The sequence below is a fragment of the Pseudomonas oryzihabitans genome (assembly GCF_032027545.1).
Taxonomy (GTDB): Bacteria; Pseudomonadota; Gammaproteobacteria; order Pseudomonadales; family Pseudomonadaceae; genus Chryseomonas; species Chryseomonas oryzihabitans_F.
Genome location: NZ_JAVSJB010000001.1, coordinates 272,282 through 289,692 on the forward strand (window position 1 = coordinate 272,282; position 17,411 = coordinate 289,692).

Genomic DNA, 17,411 nt, shown 5'->3' on the forward strand with positions numbered 1-17,411 from the left:
CGAAATCCCGGCCGATCCGCACCTTTTACCGGTCTCGGGCGCACAGTCGCGGGGCGTTCTGACCCCTGGGTGCGCCCTGGCGGCGCATGGATAGCGCCGAACTCTGGCTAATGCTGAATGATGGCCAGTGCCGACCTACAGCTCGTGGCCGAGTAGCTGCCGGACCACCTCGGGCAAAGGTCGGCCGCTACGCATCGCCAGTTGCTGCAGGTGCTGGTGGGCACCTGCCTCCGGCAACTGCAGCTGTTGCATGAGTTGCTGCTTGGCCCGCTCCAGCAGCTTGCGCTCGACCAGGGAACGGCGGGTTTCCTGGAGTTCCGCCTCCACCTCGTGCAGGCGGCGGGTCTGCTCGTGCAGCAACTCGAGGATGCCGGGCTGGCCTTCGCCCGGTCGGGCTTCACCCAGCGGATTGGCGGTCAGGCTGAACAGCCGCGGGGTGCTCGGCTCGCGGTCGAGTTCGGCCAGGCGCCGGGACAGCTTGCGATGGCTGTCCAGGTCCGTCTGGGCCTGGGCGATGCTCTTCGCGCAGCGCGCGCGGAGTTCCAGTACCAGGTGCTGGGCGACGGCCTGCATGGCGTCCAGGCGGCGGGTATTGAGTTCGAACCAGAGTTCGGCCAGCGCCGGCTCCACCTGGGCACTCGCCGAGGTGCGCTGGGCGACGCCGCGCAACCGTTCGATCTGCTGCCGCGAAGCACAATCCTGCACCTCGTGCCAAAGGACCAGGGCCTGGGGATCGGCATGATCGAGGAAGCCGGCGAAGCAACGGGCCTGGCTACTGTCCAGGTCGTCGAGACGGGCCAGCAGGACGGCATCGAAATGGCCTTGGGCGAAGCCGACCACCCCGGTCGCCCGGGCCTGGCCTGCCAGTTCCTTGCCCTGCATGAAGTTGAACAGCGCCACCAGGGCCCGGCTGAGGCCAGGGTCGCTCGCCGTGTCGGCAGCCTCGAAGATGACCGCCAGCAAGCCGCCGATCAGGTGCGAGAAGGCCGTAGTGGCCTCTTCCATCCCCAGGCGTCGGTCGAGAATGCCGCGCCTCAGGCCGGGCAGGCCATCGAGCAGATGCAGGACGCAGGCGATCCGGTTGAGCAGGCGCGGGCGATCCTGGGCCACGCTGGCGTCGAGGGTGTCCAGGCATTCGCGCAGGCGCGTCTCGCTGCCGCGCGTCGTCGCCGAATGCCGTTCCAGGGCGCTGCAATAGCGATCGCTGCCCGTCCCCAGCAGGATATTGCTGAAGCCGCGTTCGCGTTGCAGGTCATGCACCAGGGCGCTGGCGCCCTCCACCAGTTCGCAGGTCAGGGCAAGGCCCTCCAGTTGCTGCAGTTCGCAACGGCGGGCTGCCAGCATGAAACGCAGGGCAGGGGGCATCTGGTGATCGGACATGGGGCGAGACTCGGACAGGAGGCTGGCCAATGGCCTGCAAAAGCTGCTCCAGGCTGGGTGGCCTCAGTGGCGATAGAGCCACGCCAGTACGAGCGCCAGATTGCCGAGCAGCGACAGGGCGGCAACCCCCTGCCAGGTCCGCAGCGGATCGCGGTGCAACAGCGGCAGGGCGCGGACAGCAGGTTGCCGCTCGCCCTGCTCCAGTCGCAACAGGGCTTCCTCGGCGGTCTCGAAGCGCTCCCTGGGGTCGACCGCCACGGCGCGCTGCAGCCAGTCGTCCAGCCAGGTCGGCGCATCGGGGCGCCGCCGCAGCACGCTGGCGGGGCTGGCGAAGCGCGGTCGCTGGAAGGGCTCGACCTCGCCATAGGGATAGCTGCCGGTGAGCAGCTCATAGAGGGTCACGCCGGCGGCATAGAGATCCTGGGCCGGACTCGGGGTGGCTCCCTCGAAGGACTCGGGTGCCCGATAGCTCGGGGTGCCGGGGGTATCCTGCAGGTCCTGGGATAGCTGAGGACAGTAGGCCAGGCCGAAGTCCAGCAGGCGCAGCTCGCCATCCTGGCCGCGGTGCAGGTTGTCCGGCTTGATGTCGCGGTGCAGGATGTTGCGCCGGTGCAACTGGCCGAGGGCGCGCAAGAGGCGGGAGGCGACGTCCAGCCAGTCGGCCAGCGCCAGGGGGCCTTCGCTGCGCAGCTGCTGCGCCAGGGGGCGGCCGGAGTATTCCCGCTGCACGAAGTAGAGGTGGGCCCGTCGCGGCAGCGGATGCACCTCGACGAAGGCGCGTCCGGCGACGCGGCGCAGGAACCATTCCTCCATCAGCAAGGCATGGCCGGCAAGGGTGTCGTGCTGCAGATTGGCCGGCAGCGTCTTGAGCAGCCAGGAGCGACCGCTGTCGTCCTGGACCCGGTAGAGCAGCGACTGGCGCGATTCGCCCAGCCGCTCCAGTACCTTCCAGCCTTCGAAGTGCTGGCCGGGCTTGAGGGCCGGCAGCGGCGGCCAGGTGTCGGCGCTGGCCAGGGTGTCGGCCAGGGATACGTCGGGCAGCCGGTCGACGCGCACCAGCAGGGCGCTGGCATTGTCCTGGCCACCAGCATGCAGGGCCCCGGCCACCAGGGCCTGGGCGGTGGCGTCCGGGTTGCTCACGCCATCGGCGAGGATGTGCCTCATGCTGTCCTCGCCCAGGGCGGCCCAGACGCCATCGCTCACCAGCAGCAGGGTCTCGCCGGCTTCCAGCTCGCCTTCGCGGAAGTCCACCACCAGGTGAGTCTCCAGCCCCAGGGCACGGGTCAGCACATGCTGCATGCCGGTTTGCTGCCAGACATGGTCGACGGTGAGGCAGGTCAGTTTGCCGCCGTGCCAGCGATAGGCACGGCAATCGCCAACATGGGCCAGGGTAAAACGCCGTCCGCGGATCACCAGGGCGGTCAGGGTGGTCAGCAGCGGCTGGCCATTGCCAGCGGCCTGCAACCAGCGATTCTGCGCCAGCAGCAGCCGTTCCAGGGCCTGAGCCACCGGCCAGGTTTCCGGGGTGGAATAGTAATCCTGGGCCAGGGCCTGCAGGGTGGCGCGGGCGGCCAGGCCACCGTCCGGGCAGCCACTGACACCATCGGCCAAGGCGAACAGATGCCCCTTGGTCGCCGCCAGGGCCGCACTGGGCTGGACGCTGCGCAAGGCATCCTGGTTTTCCTTGCGCGGGCCGGTCGCGGTGGCTTCAGCGGTGACGAGTTCTAGGGGCATGAAGGAGGCATCGGGCAAGGGAGAGCACGGGCAATGCAAAAGCGATACCCGCTGCCCGGGCCTTTCCCGGTCATCACCAGATTTCCACGCGCTTGTCCTCCGGCCGGACCATGGCGTCGCCGGTCTTGCAACTGAACGCCTGGGCGAAGGCCGGCATGTTGGACGGCGCCCCGATGGCGCGGAATCTCATGGGCGCATGGGGATCGGTGTTGAGCGAAAGCCGCAGCTGTTCCTCGCGTACCGAGCTGCGCCACACCCGTGCCCAATTGAGGAAGAAGCGCTGCTGCTGGGTGTAGCCGTCGATCTTCCGGGCAGCTTCTGCCGGCTTCTTGGCCAGCGCCAGTTGCAGGGCATCGTAGGCGGCGTTGATGCCGCCGAGGTCACCGATGTTCTCGCCCAGGGTGAGCTTGCCGTTGACGTGCAGCTCCGGGTGGTCCGGCAGGGGGTGATAGTTGTCGAATTGCTCCACCAGCTTGCCGGTACGGGCCTCGAAGGCCTGCCGGTCAGCCGGGGTCCACCAGTCCACCTGGTTGCCGGCGCCGTCGAACTTGCTGCCCTGGTCGTCGAAGCCATGGCTGGCCTCGTGACCGATCACCGCGCCGATGCCGCCGTAGTTGATGGCGTCGTCGCCGTCCGGATAGAAGAACGGCGGCTGCAGGATGGCGGCCGGGAAGTTGATGGTGTTGTCGGTGGAGCTGTAGTAGGCATTGACCGTCTGCGGGTACATGCCCCATTCCTGGCGGTCGGTGGGCTTGCCGATCTTGGCCAGGTCATGGTGATAGTTGAAGCGCGAGGCAGCCTCCAGGTTGGCATAGAAGCCCTGGGGCGCGAGCGTCAGGCCGGTCCAGTCGCGCCAGCGCTCCGGGTAGCCGATCTTGGGCAGGAAGCTGTCCCACTTGGCCAAGGCTTTCTGCTTGGTCTCCGGGCTCATCCAGTCGAGCTTCTCGATGCGCGCCCTGAGTGCCTGCATCACGTTGTCCACCAGCTCCTGCGCGCGAGCCTTGGCCTGGGGCGAGAAGTGCTCTTTTACATAGAGTTGGCCCAGGCCTTCGCCCATGGCGCCATTGACCGCCCGCAGCACCCGCTTCCAGCGGTCGCTCTGTTGCTGCTGGCCGCTCAGGGTCTTCTGGTTGAAGGCGAAACTCTCTTGCTGGAAGGGCTTGGACAGCCAGGGTGCGGCGTCGTCGATCACGTGGGCGCGCAGATAGGCCTGCCATTGCTCGATGGGCGTGTCGGCCAGCATGCGATCGAATTCGGCGAAGAAGCCCGGCTGGGACAGCGAAAAGCCCTGCTGGCCGGTGACGCCCTGGCTGGCGAAGAAGGCCTGCCAGTCGAAATGCGGCGTCACCTTGTTGGCTTCGGCGAAGCTCAGGTAGTGATACTGGTTTTCCGGATTGCGCAGCTCCACCGGCTTGACCGAGGCACGGGCCAGGCGGCTCTCGAAGGCCAGTACCAATTCGGCCTGGGCGGTGGCCTGGGCCTTGGGTACGCCGGTCAGGGTCAGCAGCCGGGCGATGTGCCCCAGGTAGGCCTGGCGCAACGTGGCGTAGTCGGCCTCCGTGTAGTAGTCGGGTGTCGGCAGGCCGAGACCGCCCTGGTAGGCATAGGCGATCTGCTGCTTGGCGTTCTGGTAATCGGCACCGGAGCCGAAGGAGAACACCTGCATGTCGCCCCGGCCGAAGCTCTGCTGCAGATAGCTCACCACATCGGCGGTGGTACGCAACCGGTCGATGGCTGCCAGTTGCTGCTGGATGGGACTAAAGCCAGCGCGCTCGATGGCGGCCTCGTCCATCCCCGAGCGATAGAGCCAGCCGATCTTTTGTTCCACCGACCCCTTGACCGCGCGATCCGCGTCCTGGGCCGCCCGCTGCAGGATGGCATGCTGGTCGTTGAGGGACTTCTCACCCAGCGCCATGAAGGATCCCCAGCGCGACTTGTCCGGTGGGATCGGGTTGGCCGCTACCCATTTCTGGTTGACGAAGGTGTCGAGGTCGGTACAGGCGGTGGCCGGGTCACCCAGTTCGGTGACGTCGAAGACGGGGGCGGCGAGCGCCTGGCTGCCTAGCAGCAGGCCGATGGCGAGGGTGAGGGGTTTCAACGCAGGCATGGGAGAAAGCGTCTCCAGAAAAAGAACGAATGAGGAGCGGGGTAGGGCGTCGGCAGGGTAGCGGGCCGTGGATGGCCCTGCCAAGGGCAAGCGGCTTTGTCTGAAAAGTGCCCGTGCTCGGTCATGCGGTGTTGAAAATCCGCTGGATCGCCCAGAAACGACGATCCCCGCCGAAGCGGGGATCGTGGCCAACGCCCTGGATCAGAACACCGTCAGCTGCGCCAGTTGCAGCAGCGGCTGCGGATAGACGCCGAGGACGAAGGTGGCGATGGAAATGGCGATCAGCATCACGCCACCGGCGCGCTGGCCCCAGTTCATCGGCGCATCGTGGCGCTGCAGGCCCTGCTCGGTCAGGTACAGGGTGACCATCACGCGCAGGTAGTAGAACAGGCCGATGGCGCTACCCAGCACGATGGCCGCGGTCTGCCACCACATACCCGCTTCCACGCCCACGGTGATGACGTAGAACTTGCCGATGAAGCCGGCGGTGAGCGGGATGCCAGCCAGGGACAGCATCATCACCGTCAGCGCCGCGGTCAGGTACGGACGGCGCCAGAACAGGCCGCGGTACTCGAACAGCGCATCGGCGTCACGCTGGCCGTTGCTCGGGCTGGACATCAGGGTAACCACGCCGAAGGCGCCCAGGCTGGTGAACACATAGGTCACCAGGTAAACCGCCACGGCTTCCATCGACAGGCCTTCACCCGAGGATACCGCCACCAGCAGGTAGCCGAAGTGGGAGATGGAGGAGTAACCCAGCAGGCGCTTGAGGTTGCTCTGCATCAGCGCCAGCAGGTTGCCCACCAGCATGGAGGCGATGGCGATGAAGGCGATGGTGTCGTGCAGCCAGCCATCCTGGGAGGCCATGGGCATGGTCTGGAACACCCGCACCAGCACGGCGAAGACGGCCACCTTGCTGGCGGTGGCCAGGAAGGCACCTACCGGCGCTGGCGAGCCTTCGTAGACGTCCGGCGTCCAGAGGTGGAAGGGCACCAGCGACAGCTTGAAGCCGAGCCCGACGATCAGCATGCCGAGGCCGATTTCCATCAGCAGGCCGGTGCTGGCCGGAGCGTCCATTTGCAGGCCGATGTCGGCGAAGTTCAGGCTGCCGGACTGGGCATAGAGCAGGGCCATGCCGAACAGCAGGATGGCCGAGCCGGCGGCGGACAGCACCAGGTACTTCATGCCGGCTTCCAGGGAGCGCCGATTGAAGTAGCTGTAGGCCACCAGGCCGTAGACCGGTACCGACAGCAGCTCCAGGCCAATGAACAGCCCCGCGACGTTCTGCGCCGCCACCAGCACCAGACCGCCGGTGGCGGAGATCAGCAGCAGCAGGTACAGCTCTTCGCGGTTGCCCGGATAGCCTTCCATGTAGGCGTGCGACAGGGTCATGCAGGCCAGGGTGGCGATCAGGATCAACGCCATGTAGAAGCAGGTGAAGCCGTCGATGCGCAGCAGCGGGGTGACGTCGATGGCGCCGACACCCAGGGCCGGGATGCAGGACAGCAGGGCCAGGTTGAGGCCGATCACGCCCAGGGTCGGGATGATGGTGTGGTCCCGCCGCCAGGCGATGCCCAGCATCACCACCACGGCGGTGAGGCCGGTGATGATGATTGGCAGGAGGGCGATGAGGTGTTGGTAGGTAAAGGTCATGGCGCTCTTACCGGGCGGAAACGAGAGAGGAGAAGGCTTCGCCGAGCCACTGCTGGACACCGGCCATGCTCGCGGCCGAGGTATCCAGCACCGGCTGCGGATAGACGCCGAGCAGCACCAGCAGCACGCCAAGCAACAGCAGCATCGATAGCTCCCGCGCATTCAGGCCATGCAGTGCGCCCTCGGCCTTGGCCGGACCGAAGTAGGCGCGGTGGATCATGATCAGCGAGTAGACCGAGGCGAACACCAGGCCGAAGGTGGCGATGACGGTGATCATCGGCACCACCGGGAACGCACCCAGCAGGATCAGGAATTCGCCGACGAAGTTGCCGGTACCTGGCAGGCCCAGGGAGGCCGAGGCGAAGAACAGGCTCAGCGCCGGCAGGTAGGGCATCCGCGCCCAGAGACCGCCCATCTGGCGCATGTCACGGGTGTGCAGGCGCTCGTAGAGCTGGCCGCAGAGGATGAACAGGCCGGCGGCGGAGAGGCCGTGGGCGATCATCTGCACCACCACGCCCTGCAGCGCCTGGGGGCTGCCGGAATAGATGCCGATCAGCACGAAGCCCATGTGCGAGACGCTGGAGTAGGCCACCAGGCGCTTGATGTCGGTCTGGGCGAACGACAGGATGGCGCCGTAGAAGATGCCGATGATGCCCAGCCACATGGCGATCGGCGCGAATTCCGCCGAGGCGTTGGGGAACAGCGGGATGGCGAAGCGCAAGAGGCCGTAGGCAGCGGTCTTGAGCAGGATACCGGCCAGGTCGACGGAACCGGCGGTGGGCGCCTGGGCGTGGGCGTCCGGCAGCCAGGAGTGCACCGGCACCACCGGCAGCTTCACCGCGAAGGCGATGAAGAAGCCCAGCATCAGCAGGTATTCCAGGCGGGGGTCCAGCTGCAGTTGCAGCAGGTCTTCGTAGTCGAAGGTCAGGACGCCGGTGGCACCGTAATTCACCAGGACCAGGGCGATGATGGCCACCAGCATGATCAGGCCGCTGGCCTGGGTGAAGATGAAGAACTTGGTGGCGGCGGTGATGCGGCTCTTCTTGCCGTCCGCGGAGCTATGGCCCCACAGCGCGATCAGGAAGTACATCGGTACCAGCATCATTTCCCAGAAGAAGAAGAACAGGAACAGGTCCAGCGCCAGGAACACCCCCACCACGCCGCCGATGATCCACAGCAGGTTGAGGTGGAAGAAACCGACGTGGCGCTGCACTTCGCGCCAGGAGCAGGTCACCGCCAGCACACCGAGCAGGCCGGTGAGCAGGATCATCAGCAGCGACAGGCCATCGAGGCCGAAGTGCAGGCTGATGCCGAAGCGCGGAATCCAGTTCATCTGGAATTCGGCGGTCCAGGCGGTTTCGGCGCCAGGGGCGGGAGCCAGGCTGTAGTCGCCATGGGCCCACAGCCACAGGCCGAGCACCAGCTCCAGCAGCATGGTGAACAGGGCGATCCAGCGGGGCACCAGCGGGCCGGTCTTCTCCGTGAGGAAGCAGAACAGGCCGCCGATGAAGGGGATCAGGATTAGCCAGGGCAGAAGCATGACGTGTACTTATCCTTAGTCAGGGGGTCAGGCCAGCAGCAGGGCGCCGAGCAACAGCACGGCGCCTCCCACGATGGAAGCCGCGTACCAGCGCAGACGGCCGTTCTCGGTGATGCTCAGTGCCAGGTTGCCACCGCGCGCCAGCAGCGGGATCAGGCCGATGGCCTGGTCGATGGGGTCGCGGCGCAGCAGGCGGGCAAGCAGCAGGTACGGCTTGACGAAGATCAGGTCGTACAGCCAGTCGAAGCCCCAGGCGTGATACCACCAGGTCCCGAAGAAGCGGCCCGGTGCGCTCTTGGCCAGGCCGCTCACGAAGGCACGCTTGCCGAGGAAGAGCAGGGCGGCCAGCAGGATGCCGGCGATGGCGATGGCCCCCGAGGTGATCTCCAGGGAATGCTTGGCTTCACCTCCGGCATGACCGACCGATTCCGGCAGCACCCCGGCCAGCGGCGGCACGATCAGCGCGCCGACGAAGGTCGACAGCACCAGCAGCACCGCCAGCGGCAGGTTGTGGGCGATCCCGTGGCCGGCATGGGCCTCGGTGTGCGCCTGGCCGTGGAAGGTGATGAAGATCAGCCGGAAGGTGTAGATCGAGGTCAGGAAGGCGCCCACGAGGCCTGCGTAGAGCAGGTAGGTATGACCGCTGGCGAAGGCCTCCCAGAGGATCTCGTCCTTGGAATAGAAACCGGCGGTGACCAGCGGCAGCGCCGCCAGGGCCGAGCCACCCACTAGGAAGCTGGCATAGGCCAGGGGGATCTTCTTCCACAGGCCGCCCATCTTGAAGATGTTCTGCTCGTGGTGGCAGGCCAGGATCACCGAGCCCGAGGCGAGGAACAGCAGCGCCTTGAAGAAGGCATGGGTCATCAGGTGGAAGATCGCCGGCTGCCAGGCGCCCACACCCAGGGCCAGGAACATGTAGCCGATCTGGCTCATGGTGGAATAGGCCAGGATGCGCTTGATGTCGGTCTGCACCAGGGCGGCGAAACCGGCCAGCACCAGGGTCACGGCACCGACGATGCCCACCAGGTGCAGGATCTCCGGAGCCAGCAGGAACAGGCCATGGGTCCGGGCGATCAGGTAGACGCCCGCGGTCACCATGGTCGCCGCGTGGATCAGCGCCGAGACCGGGGTCGGACCGGCCATGGCGTCCGCCAGCCAGGTCTGCAGCGGCAACTGGGCCGACTTGCCCACGGCACCGCCGAGCAGCGCCAGGGTAGCCAGCACGATCAGCGGATCACCGCTGGCGAAGACATCGGGCGCCTTCTGCAGCAGCTCCTGGATGTCCAGGGTGCCCAGGGTCATGAACAGGATGAACAGACCGAAGGCCATGAAGACGTCGCCGACGCGGGTGACGATGAAGGCCTTCAGCGCCGCGTTACCGTTGGCGCGCTCGCTGTAGTAGAAGCCGATCAGCAGGTAGCTGCACAGGCCCACGCCTTCCCAACCGAAGTACAGCAGCAGCAGGTTGTCGCCGAGGACCAGCAGCAACATGCTAAAGATGAACAGGTTGGTGTAGGCGAAGAAGCGCGAATAGCCTTCCTCACCACGCATGTACCAGGAAGCGAACAGGTGGATCAGGAAGCCGACGCCGGTGACCACGCCGAGCATGGTCAGCGACAGGCCATCCAGGTAGAGGGCCATGTTGGGCGCGAAGCCCTCCACGTTCATCCACTGCCAGAGGACGATGGTCAGGTGGCCGTCGGCGGGCGGCGCGACGTGGAAGTTCCAGCCGACCCAGGCGGCGACCAGCGCCGCCAGGCCCACCGAACCCACGCCGATCAGCGCGGAGAGATTCTCCGACAGCCGACCGCGAGAGAAGGCCAGCAGGAAATAGCCGACCAGGGGAAAGGCGAAGGTGAGGGGTAGCAGGTTCATCCGTGCATCTCGCTGGCGGCATCGACGTCGAGGGTGTGGAAGCGGCGATAGAGCTGCAGCAGGATCGCCAGGCCGATACTGGCCTCGGCGGCGGCCAGGCTCAGGATCAGGATGAACATCACCTGGCCGTCGGGCGCGCCCCAACGGCTACCCGCGACCACGAAGGCCAGCGCGGCGGCGTTCATCATGATTTCCAGACTCATGAGCACGAAGAGGATGTTGCGGCGGACCATCAGGCCCACCAGGCCAAGGGCGAACAGGGCACCGGCGAGGGCCAGTCCGTGTTCCAGAGGTATGGCGTTCATTGGCTGTTCTCCAGTCCTTGGCGACTCACTCGCCGATCCCGTCTTTGACGTCGCTGCGACCCAGGTGGTAGGCCGCGACCAGGGCACCCAGGAGCAGCATTGACGCCAGCTCGACCGCCAGCAGATAGGGGCCGAACAGGCTGATGCCCACGGCCTTGGCTTCTACGCTGGTATGGCCGATGGTGGCGCCACCCGGGGTGCGCGACAGCACCAGCAGCAGTTCCACCAGCAGTGCGGCGGCGAGGATGGACGGACCGATCCAGACCTTGGGCGTCAGCCACTTGCGCTCCTGTTCGGAGACCACCGGGCCGAGGTTGAGCATCATCACCACGAACACGAACAGCACCATGATGGCACCGGCGTAGACGATGATCTCCAGGGCCCCGGCGAAGGGTGCGCCCAGGGCGAAGAACACCATGGACACCGCCAGCAGCGAGATGATCAGGTACAGCAGGGCATGCACCGGATTGGTGTTGGTGATCACCCGGAAGGTAGCCAGGACGGCCACCCCGGCGGAGAAATAGAAGGCGAATTCCACGACAGCTCCTTAGGGCAGCAGGCTCTTCACGTTGATCGGCTCTGCCTCGCTCTGCGCGGCACCCTTGGGCTTGCCCGCGATGGCCATGCCGGCCACCCGGTAGAAGTTGTATTCCGGATACTTGCCCGGACCCGAGATCAGCAGGTCCTGCTTCTCGTACACCAGCTCCTGGCGATTGAACTCGGACATCTCGAAGTCCGGGGTCAGCTGGATGGCGGTGGTGGGGCAGGCCTCCTCGCACATGCCGCAGAAGATGCAGCGCGAGAAGTTGATGCGGAAGAACTCGGGGTACCAGCGACCGTCCTCGGCTTCGGTCTTCTGCAGCGAGATGCAGCCGACCGGGCAGGCCACGGCGCACAGGTTGCAGGCCACGCAGCGCTCCTGGCCGTCGGGGTCACGGGTGAGGACGATGCGGCCACGGTAGCGCGGCGGTAGGTACACGGGTTCCTCGGGGTATTGCAGGGTGTCGCGCTTGCGGAAGGCGTGACCGAAGATCATCACCACGCTGCGCAACTGGGTGTAGGTGCCGTGCAGGATGTGCAGGATTTCCTTGATCATGACGAATACCTCACTGGCCGATGGCCGGCTGGGCGTTGTAGAGCACCACAGCGCCGGTCACCAGCAGGTTGATCAGGGTCAGGGGCAGGCAGAACTTCCAGCTGAAGGCCATTACCTGGTCGTAGCGCGGGCGGGGGACCGAGGCGCGCAGCAGGATGAAGATCATGATGAAGAAGGCGGTCTTCAGGGCGAACCAGAAGAACGACAGCCAGGGCAGGGTGTCCAGGAAGGGACCGTGCCAGCCGCCGAAGAACAGGGTCACCAGTAGCGCCGAGATCAGCACGATGCCGATGTACTCGCCAACGAAGAACATGCCCCACTTCATGCCCGCATACTCGATGTGGTAACCGTCGGCGAGCTCCTGCTCGGCTTCCGGCTGATCGAAGGGATGACGGTGGGTGACCGCGATGCCGGCGATGAAGAAGGTGCAGAAGCCGAAGAACTGGGGAACGATGAACCACCAGCCCTGGTGCTGCGCCTCGACGATGTCCCTCATGTTGAAGGAACCCGTTACCGCGACGATGCCCATCACCGACAGGCCCATGAACACCTCGTAGGAGAGGGTCTGGGCCGAGGCGCGCATGGCACCCAGCAGGGAGAACTTGTTGTTGCTCGCCCAGCCGGCGAAGAGCACGGCGTAGACGTTGACGCCGGCCATGGCGAAGAAGAACAGCAGGCCGACGTTCAGGTCCGCCACACCCCAGGTGGGGGTGATGGGGATGACCGAGAAGGCCACCAGCAGCGACCCCATGGCGATCACCGGTGCCAGGGCGAAGATCATCTTGTCGGCGAACGGCGGGGTCCAGTCCTCCTTGAAGAACATCTTCAGCATGTCGGCACCGAGTTGGAAGGCGCCGAAGGGGCCGACCCGGTTAGGACCGTAGCGGTCTTGCCAGAGACCCAGCAGACGCCGTTCGACGAAGCTCAGCAGCGCGCCGCAGATCACCACCGCCAGGAGGATGACGATGGCCTTGAGGATGCCGATGACCACGGCGATGAGGGTAGGAGTGAGCCAGGTCATGCCGCGGCCTCCTGCAGTCCTTCCACGGTCAGGCCGGCGAAGTCCACCGGAATCCCTTCGAAGCCGGCGGGCAGACCGACCAGGCCGGCCGACAGCTCAGGCTTGATCTGCAGCGGCAGGCGCAGCTCCTGGCCGGCGACCTGCAGGCGCAGCAGGGCGCCCTCGTTGACACCCAGGCGGTCGGCATCGGCCTTGGCCAGGGCGACGTAGGCCGCGGGGATACGCTCGCGCACCGGCTCGGCGCGGGAGGAGGTCTCTTCGCTACCGAACAGGTGGTACAGCGGCACGGCCTGGAAGCCACTTTCGGTACCGCGCACGGCGGCAGCCGGGACGGCGAACCAGCTCAGGCGATCGCCCTGGGGCTCGATCAGGCGGACGCCCGGATCGCCGGCACGCAGGTGACCACCGACTTCGTCCTGGAACTTGTTCCAGGCCTGGGGCGAGTTCCAACCCGGCGACCAGGCGAAGGGGATCTGCTGACGCGGCTCGACGCTGCCGGCATAGCCTTCCATGGAGAAGGCGAAGGCGGTGTCGGCGTCCTGGGGCGCACGCGGCTCGTGCACGCTGAGGTTGGCGCGCATGGAGGTGCGGCCGCTGTAGCGGTGCGGTTCGCGGGCGAGCTTCAGACCCTTGACGCGGAAGCTGGCGTTGGGCGCGGCGTCGCGGATGCCCTCCAGCTGCGGCGCAGCGGTGGCCACGGCGTCGGTGACGTGGTCCAGCTGGGTCCAGTCCACCGGGCGGTTGTCCAGGGTGTTGCGCAGGGCGTGCAGCCAGCGCCAGCCCTCGCGGACCAGGCTGGAAGGATCGTAGTAGCTCGGCTCATAGACCTGGAAGAAGCGCTGGGCGCGACCTTCCTGGCTGACCAGGGTACCGTCGCCTTCGGCGAAGCTCGCCGCCGGCAGCACCAGGTCGGCGCGCTGGGCGGTGGCGGTACGCTGGTGATCCAGCACCACCAGCACCTGGGCGCGGGCCAGGGCCTGATCCACCTGCTGGGCAGGGGCGCGGCGATAGAGATCGTTCTCCAGCACCACCAGGGCATCGGCCTGGCCGTTTTCCAGGGCAGCGAAGGCGACTTCGACGGACTCGCCGCCATAGAGCGCCAGCCCCAGGCTGTTGGCCTCGGGCACCACCAGGCTCAGGGAGCCGGCCTTGCCCTTGGCGGCCAGGGCCTTGGCCAGGTTGGCGGCGGCTTCGATCAGCGCGGGCTCGCCCAGGGAGGTACCGGACACCACCAGCGGGCGCTCGGCGGCCAGCAGGGTTTCGGCCAGCAAGCGGGCCTGCTCGGCGACGTCGTCGCTCAGGCCGTCGACAGCAGGGGCGCTGGCGTCGATGGCATGGGCCACGGCATGGCCGAAGCGGGCCAGTTCCAGCGGCGAGCCATGCAGGCGGGCGTCGGCGACGTCGTCCAGGCGGGTGGCGGCGACGCTGGCGATGAACAGCGGATTGCGCTCGCTCTGGCCAATGTTCTGCACGGCGGCATTCAGCCAGGGCTGGATCTTCTGCGCCGCGGCCATGGCCTCGGGCTTGCCCTTGACCGCCTGTCGCAGGGACAGCGCCAGGCGGGCCGCGGTCTGGGTCAGGTCCTCGCCGAGGACGAAGACGGCATCGTGCTTCTCCATGGCGCGCAGGGTGGGGACGGGCAGGGGGCTGTCCTTGAGCACCTGCAGGACCAGGCGGACGTTGGCCAGGTCACGGGCGCTCATGCCGCTGTAGAAATTCTCGGCGCCGACCAGCTCGCGCAGGGCGTGGTTGCTTTCCAGGCTGGCACGCGGCGAACCGATGCCGATCACCTTCTTGCCGCGCAGTAGCAGGGCGGCGCGATCCAGGGCTGCGTCGATGCCGGTCTCCAGGCTGCCGTCCTTCAGCAAGGCCTGGCGCGGACGATCCTTGCGATTGACGTAGCCATAGCCGAAGCGGCCACGGTCGCAGAGGAAGTACTGGTTCACCGAGCCGTTGAAGCGGTTCTCGATGCGGCGCAGTTCGCCATAGCGCTCGCCGGGGCTGATGTTGCAGCCCGAGGAACAGCCATGGCAGATGCTCGGGGCGAACTGCATGTCCCACTTGCGGTTGTAGCGCTCGGAGTGGGTCTTGTCGGTGAATACCCCGGTCGGGCAGACCTCGGTCAGGTTGCCGGAGAATTCGCTCTCCAGGACACCGTCCTCGACGCGGCCGAAGTAGACGTTGTCGTGGGCACCATAGACGCCCAGGTCGGTGCCGCCGGCGTAGTCCTTGTAGTAGCGCACGCAGCGATAGCAGGCGATGCAGCGGTTCATCTCGTGAGCGACGAACGGGCCGAGGTCCTGGTTCTGGTGGGTACGCTTGGTGAAGCGATAACGGCGCTTGTTGTGGCCGGTCATCACCGTCATGTCCTGCAGGTGGCAATGGCCGCCTTCTTCGCAGACCGGACAGTCGTGGGGATGGTTGGTCATCAGCCACTCGATGACCGAGCTGCGGAATTCCTTGGCTTCGGCGTCTTCGATGGAGATGTAGGTCTTGTCGCTGGACGGCGTCATGCAGGACATGACCAGGCGCCCGCGGGTGTCGTTCTCGTCGGCGAACTGCTTGACCGCGCACTGGCGGCAGGCGCCGACGCTGCCCAGCGCGGGGTGCCAGCAGAAATAGGGGATGTCGAGCCCCAGGGACAGGCAGGCTTCGAGGAGGTTGTCCGCCCCGTCGACCTCGTACGTCTTGCCGTCTACATGGATAGTGGCCATAGGGTTTTCTTCTCACCCGCGCAAGGCGGGTCTGGCTAATGGGAAAACGTTCGCGCTGCCCTGGCGATCGCCAGTGGCCGCGCCGGCCGGGTCGCGCCCGGCCAGAAAGCTGTGAAGTCGGCCCATGAGGGCCGGTCTTCAGGTCACGGTCGCGGAAGCGGTCGGACGCGGTTCGCTGGGCATCTTGCGTACACCGGCCTCGAACTCCTCGCGGAAATACTTGATGGCACTACCCAGGGGCTCGACGGCGCCTGGTGCATGGGCACAGAAGGTCTTGCCCGGGCCGAGGAAGTTGACCAGCTGCAGCAGGGTGTCCAGGTCGCCCTGCTGGCCTTCGCCCTTCTCCAGGCTGCGCAAGAGCTTGACGCTCCACGGCAGGCCGTCGCGGCAGGGGGTGCACCAGCCGCAGGATTCGCGGGCGAAGAACTCCTCCATGTTGCGCAGCAGCGAGACCATGTTGATGCTGTCGTCCACGGCCAGGGCCAGGCCGGTACCCATCCGGGTGCCCACCTTGCCGATGCCGCCGGCATACATCTGCGCCGAGAGGTGCTCGGGCAGCAGGAAGCCGGTACCGGCGCCACCGGGCTGCCAGCATTTCAGCTTGAAGCCATCGCGCATGCCGCCGGCGTAGTCCTCGAACAGCTCCTGGGCGGTGATGCCGAAGGGCAGTTCCCAGACGCCGGGATTCTTCACCTTGCCGGAGAAGCCCATGAGCTTGGTACCCATGTCTTCGCTGCCTTCGCGGGCCAGGCTCTTGTACCAGTCCACCCCGCCGGCGACGATGCCCGGCACGTTGCACAGGGTCTCGACGTTGTTGACGCAGGTGGGCTTGCCCCAGACGCCGACGGCGGCGGGGAAGGGCGGCTTGGATCTCGGGTTGGCGCGGCGGCCTTCCAGGGAGTTGATCAGCGCGGTCTCTTCACCGCAGATGTAGCGCCCGGCACCGGTGTGGACGAACAGCTCGAAGTCGAAGCCGCTGCCGAGGATGTTCTTGCCGAGCAGGCCGGCGGCCTTGGCTTCTTCCACCGCCCGCCGCAGGTTGGCGGCGGCGTCGACGTATTCGCCGCGCAGGAAGATGTAGCCGCGATAGGCCTTGAGTGCCCGGGCACTGATCAGCATGCCTTCCACCAGCAGGTGGGGCAGCTGCTCCATGAGCAGGCGGTCCTTCCAGGTGTTGGGCTCCATCTCGTCCGCGTTGCACAGCAGGTAGCGGATGTCGAGGGATTCGTCCTTGGGCATCAGGCCCCACTTCACGCCGGTGGGGAAGCCCGCACCGCCACGGCCCTTGAGGCCGGAGTCCTTGACTTCCTGGACGATGGCATCCGGCGCCAGCTCGGTCAGCGCCTTGCGTGCCGCGGCGTAGCCGTCCTTCGCCTGGTATTCCTCCAGCCAGACCGGGGCGCCGTCTTCACGCAGGCGCCAGGTCAGGGGATGGGTCTCGGGGGTACGGGCGATGCCGTTGGCAGGCCCGAAGGAGGTCAGTCTCATGCGTATCCCTCCAGCAGTTTGGCCACGCCCGCGGGTTGGACATCGCCATGGGTATCGTCGTCGATCATCAGCGCCGGGGCCTTGTCGCAATTGCCCAGGCAGCAGACCGGCAGCAGGGTGAAGCGGCTGTCGGTGGTGGTCTGGCCCAGGCCGATGCCCAGCTGCCGCTGGATCTCGCCGACCACGGATTCGTGGCCGCCGATGTAGCAGGTCATGCTGTCGCACACGCGGATGATGTGGCGACCGACCGGCACGCGGAAGATCTGGCTGTAGAAGGTCGCCACGCCCTCGACGTCGCTGGCGGGAATGCCCAGCACCTCGCCGATGGCATGGATGGCGCCATCCGGCACCCAGCCACGTTCCTTCTGGACGATCTTCAAGGCTTCGATGGACGCCGCGCGCGGGTCCTCGTAGTGATGCATCTCGTGCTCGATGGCCGAGCGCTCGGTGTCGCTCAGGACGAAACGGTCGGTTTGGATCAGGGTTTCGGTGCTCATG

At 66.5% G+C, this 17,411-nt stretch carries 13 protein-coding genes; all 13 read right to left on the reverse strand.

Annotated elements, in window-relative coordinates; all coding sequences use genetic code 11:
- Positions 1–135 precede the first annotated feature (135 nt).
- The 13 genes from RND78_RS01165 to nuoE all read right to left on the reverse strand — a co-directional run bounded on the left by RND78_RS01165 (position 136) and on the right by nuoE (position 17,410).
- Complete coding sequence (locus RND78_RS01165) at positions 136–1,380, reverse strand: nitrate- and nitrite sensing domain-containing protein (protein WP_312725333.1); 1,245 nt, start codon at positions 1,378–1,380, stop codon at positions 136–138.
- Positions 1,381–1,443: 63 nt separating this feature from the next.
- Positions 1,444–3,114 carry a bifunctional protein-serine/threonine kinase/phosphatase gene (locus RND78_RS01170; protein ID WP_312725334.1) on the reverse strand — a complete coding sequence of 557 codons (1,671 nt, stop codon included), beginning with the start codon at positions 3,112–3,114 and terminating at the stop codon, positions 1,444–1,446.
- Between the two features lie 73 nt (positions 3,115–3,187).
- Positions 3,188–5,221 (reverse strand): M13 family metallopeptidase, encoded by a 2,034-nt coding sequence (locus RND78_RS01175; protein ID WP_312725335.1) that lies wholly within the window; start codon positions 5,219–5,221, stop codon positions 3,188–3,190.
- Between the two features lie 201 nt (positions 5,222–5,422).
- A complete protein-coding gene (nuoN, locus tag RND78_RS01180; protein ID WP_312725337.1) occupies positions 5,423–6,874 on the reverse strand; it encodes an NADH-quinone oxidoreductase subunit NuoN in 1,452 nt (483 codons plus the stop codon).
- 7 nt (positions 6,875–6,881) lie between these two features.
- Positions 6,882–8,414 carry an NADH-quinone oxidoreductase subunit M gene (gene nuoM, locus RND78_RS01185; RefSeq protein ID WP_312725340.1) on the reverse strand — a complete coding sequence of 511 codons (1,533 nt, stop codon included), beginning with the start codon at positions 8,412–8,414 and terminating at the stop codon, positions 6,882–6,884.
- Positions 8,415–8,441: 27 nt separating this feature from the next.
- Positions 8,442–10,289, reverse strand: a complete 1,848-nt coding sequence (nuoL, locus tag RND78_RS01190) for an NADH-quinone oxidoreductase subunit L (protein ID WP_312725342.1) — start codon at positions 10,287–10,289, stop codon at positions 8,442–8,444.
- Positions 10,286–10,594, reverse strand: coding sequence for an NADH-quinone oxidoreductase subunit NuoK (nuoK, locus tag RND78_RS01195; protein WP_059226196.1), 309 nt, complete (start codon positions 10,592–10,594; stop codon positions 10,286–10,288). The genes nuoL and nuoK overlap by 4 nt, the downstream gene beginning before the upstream one ends.
- A 25-nt stretch (positions 10,595–10,619) precedes the next feature.
- The gene (nuoJ, locus tag RND78_RS01200) at positions 10,620–11,132 is read right to left on the reverse strand and encodes an NADH-quinone oxidoreductase subunit J (protein WP_312725346.1); all 513 of its coding nucleotides are present in this window, start codon (positions 11,130–11,132) and stop codon (positions 10,620–10,622) included.
- 9 nt (positions 11,133–11,141) lie between these two features.
- Entirely contained in the window at positions 11,142–11,690 is a 549-nt protein-coding gene (nuoI, locus tag RND78_RS01205) for an NADH-quinone oxidoreductase subunit NuoI (protein ID WP_058793297.1), read from the reverse strand.
- A 10-nt stretch (positions 11,691–11,700) separates the two neighbouring features.
- Positions 11,701–12,711, reverse strand: coding sequence for an NADH-quinone oxidoreductase subunit NuoH (gene nuoH / locus RND78_RS01210; RefSeq protein WP_312725349.1), 1,011 nt, complete (start codon positions 12,709–12,711; stop codon positions 11,701–11,703).
- Complete coding sequence (gene nuoG / locus RND78_RS01215) at positions 12,708–15,425, reverse strand: NADH-quinone oxidoreductase subunit NuoG (RefSeq protein ID WP_312725350.1); 2,718 nt, start codon at positions 15,423–15,425, stop codon at positions 12,708–12,710. Before nuoG ends, nuoH begins: the two co-directional genes overlap by 4 nt.
- 138 nt (positions 15,426–15,563) lie before the next feature.
- Positions 15,564–16,913, reverse strand: a complete 1,350-nt coding sequence (nuoF, locus tag RND78_RS01220) for an NADH-quinone oxidoreductase subunit NuoF (protein ID WP_312725352.1) — start codon at positions 16,911–16,913, stop codon at positions 15,564–15,566.
- Positions 16,910–17,410, reverse strand: a complete 501-nt coding sequence (nuoE, locus tag RND78_RS01225) for an NADH-quinone oxidoreductase subunit NuoE (RefSeq protein ID WP_312725355.1) — start codon at positions 17,408–17,410, stop codon at positions 16,910–16,912. The genes nuoF and nuoE overlap by 4 nt, the downstream gene beginning before the upstream one ends.
- Between the last annotated feature and the right edge of the window lies 1 nt (position 17,411).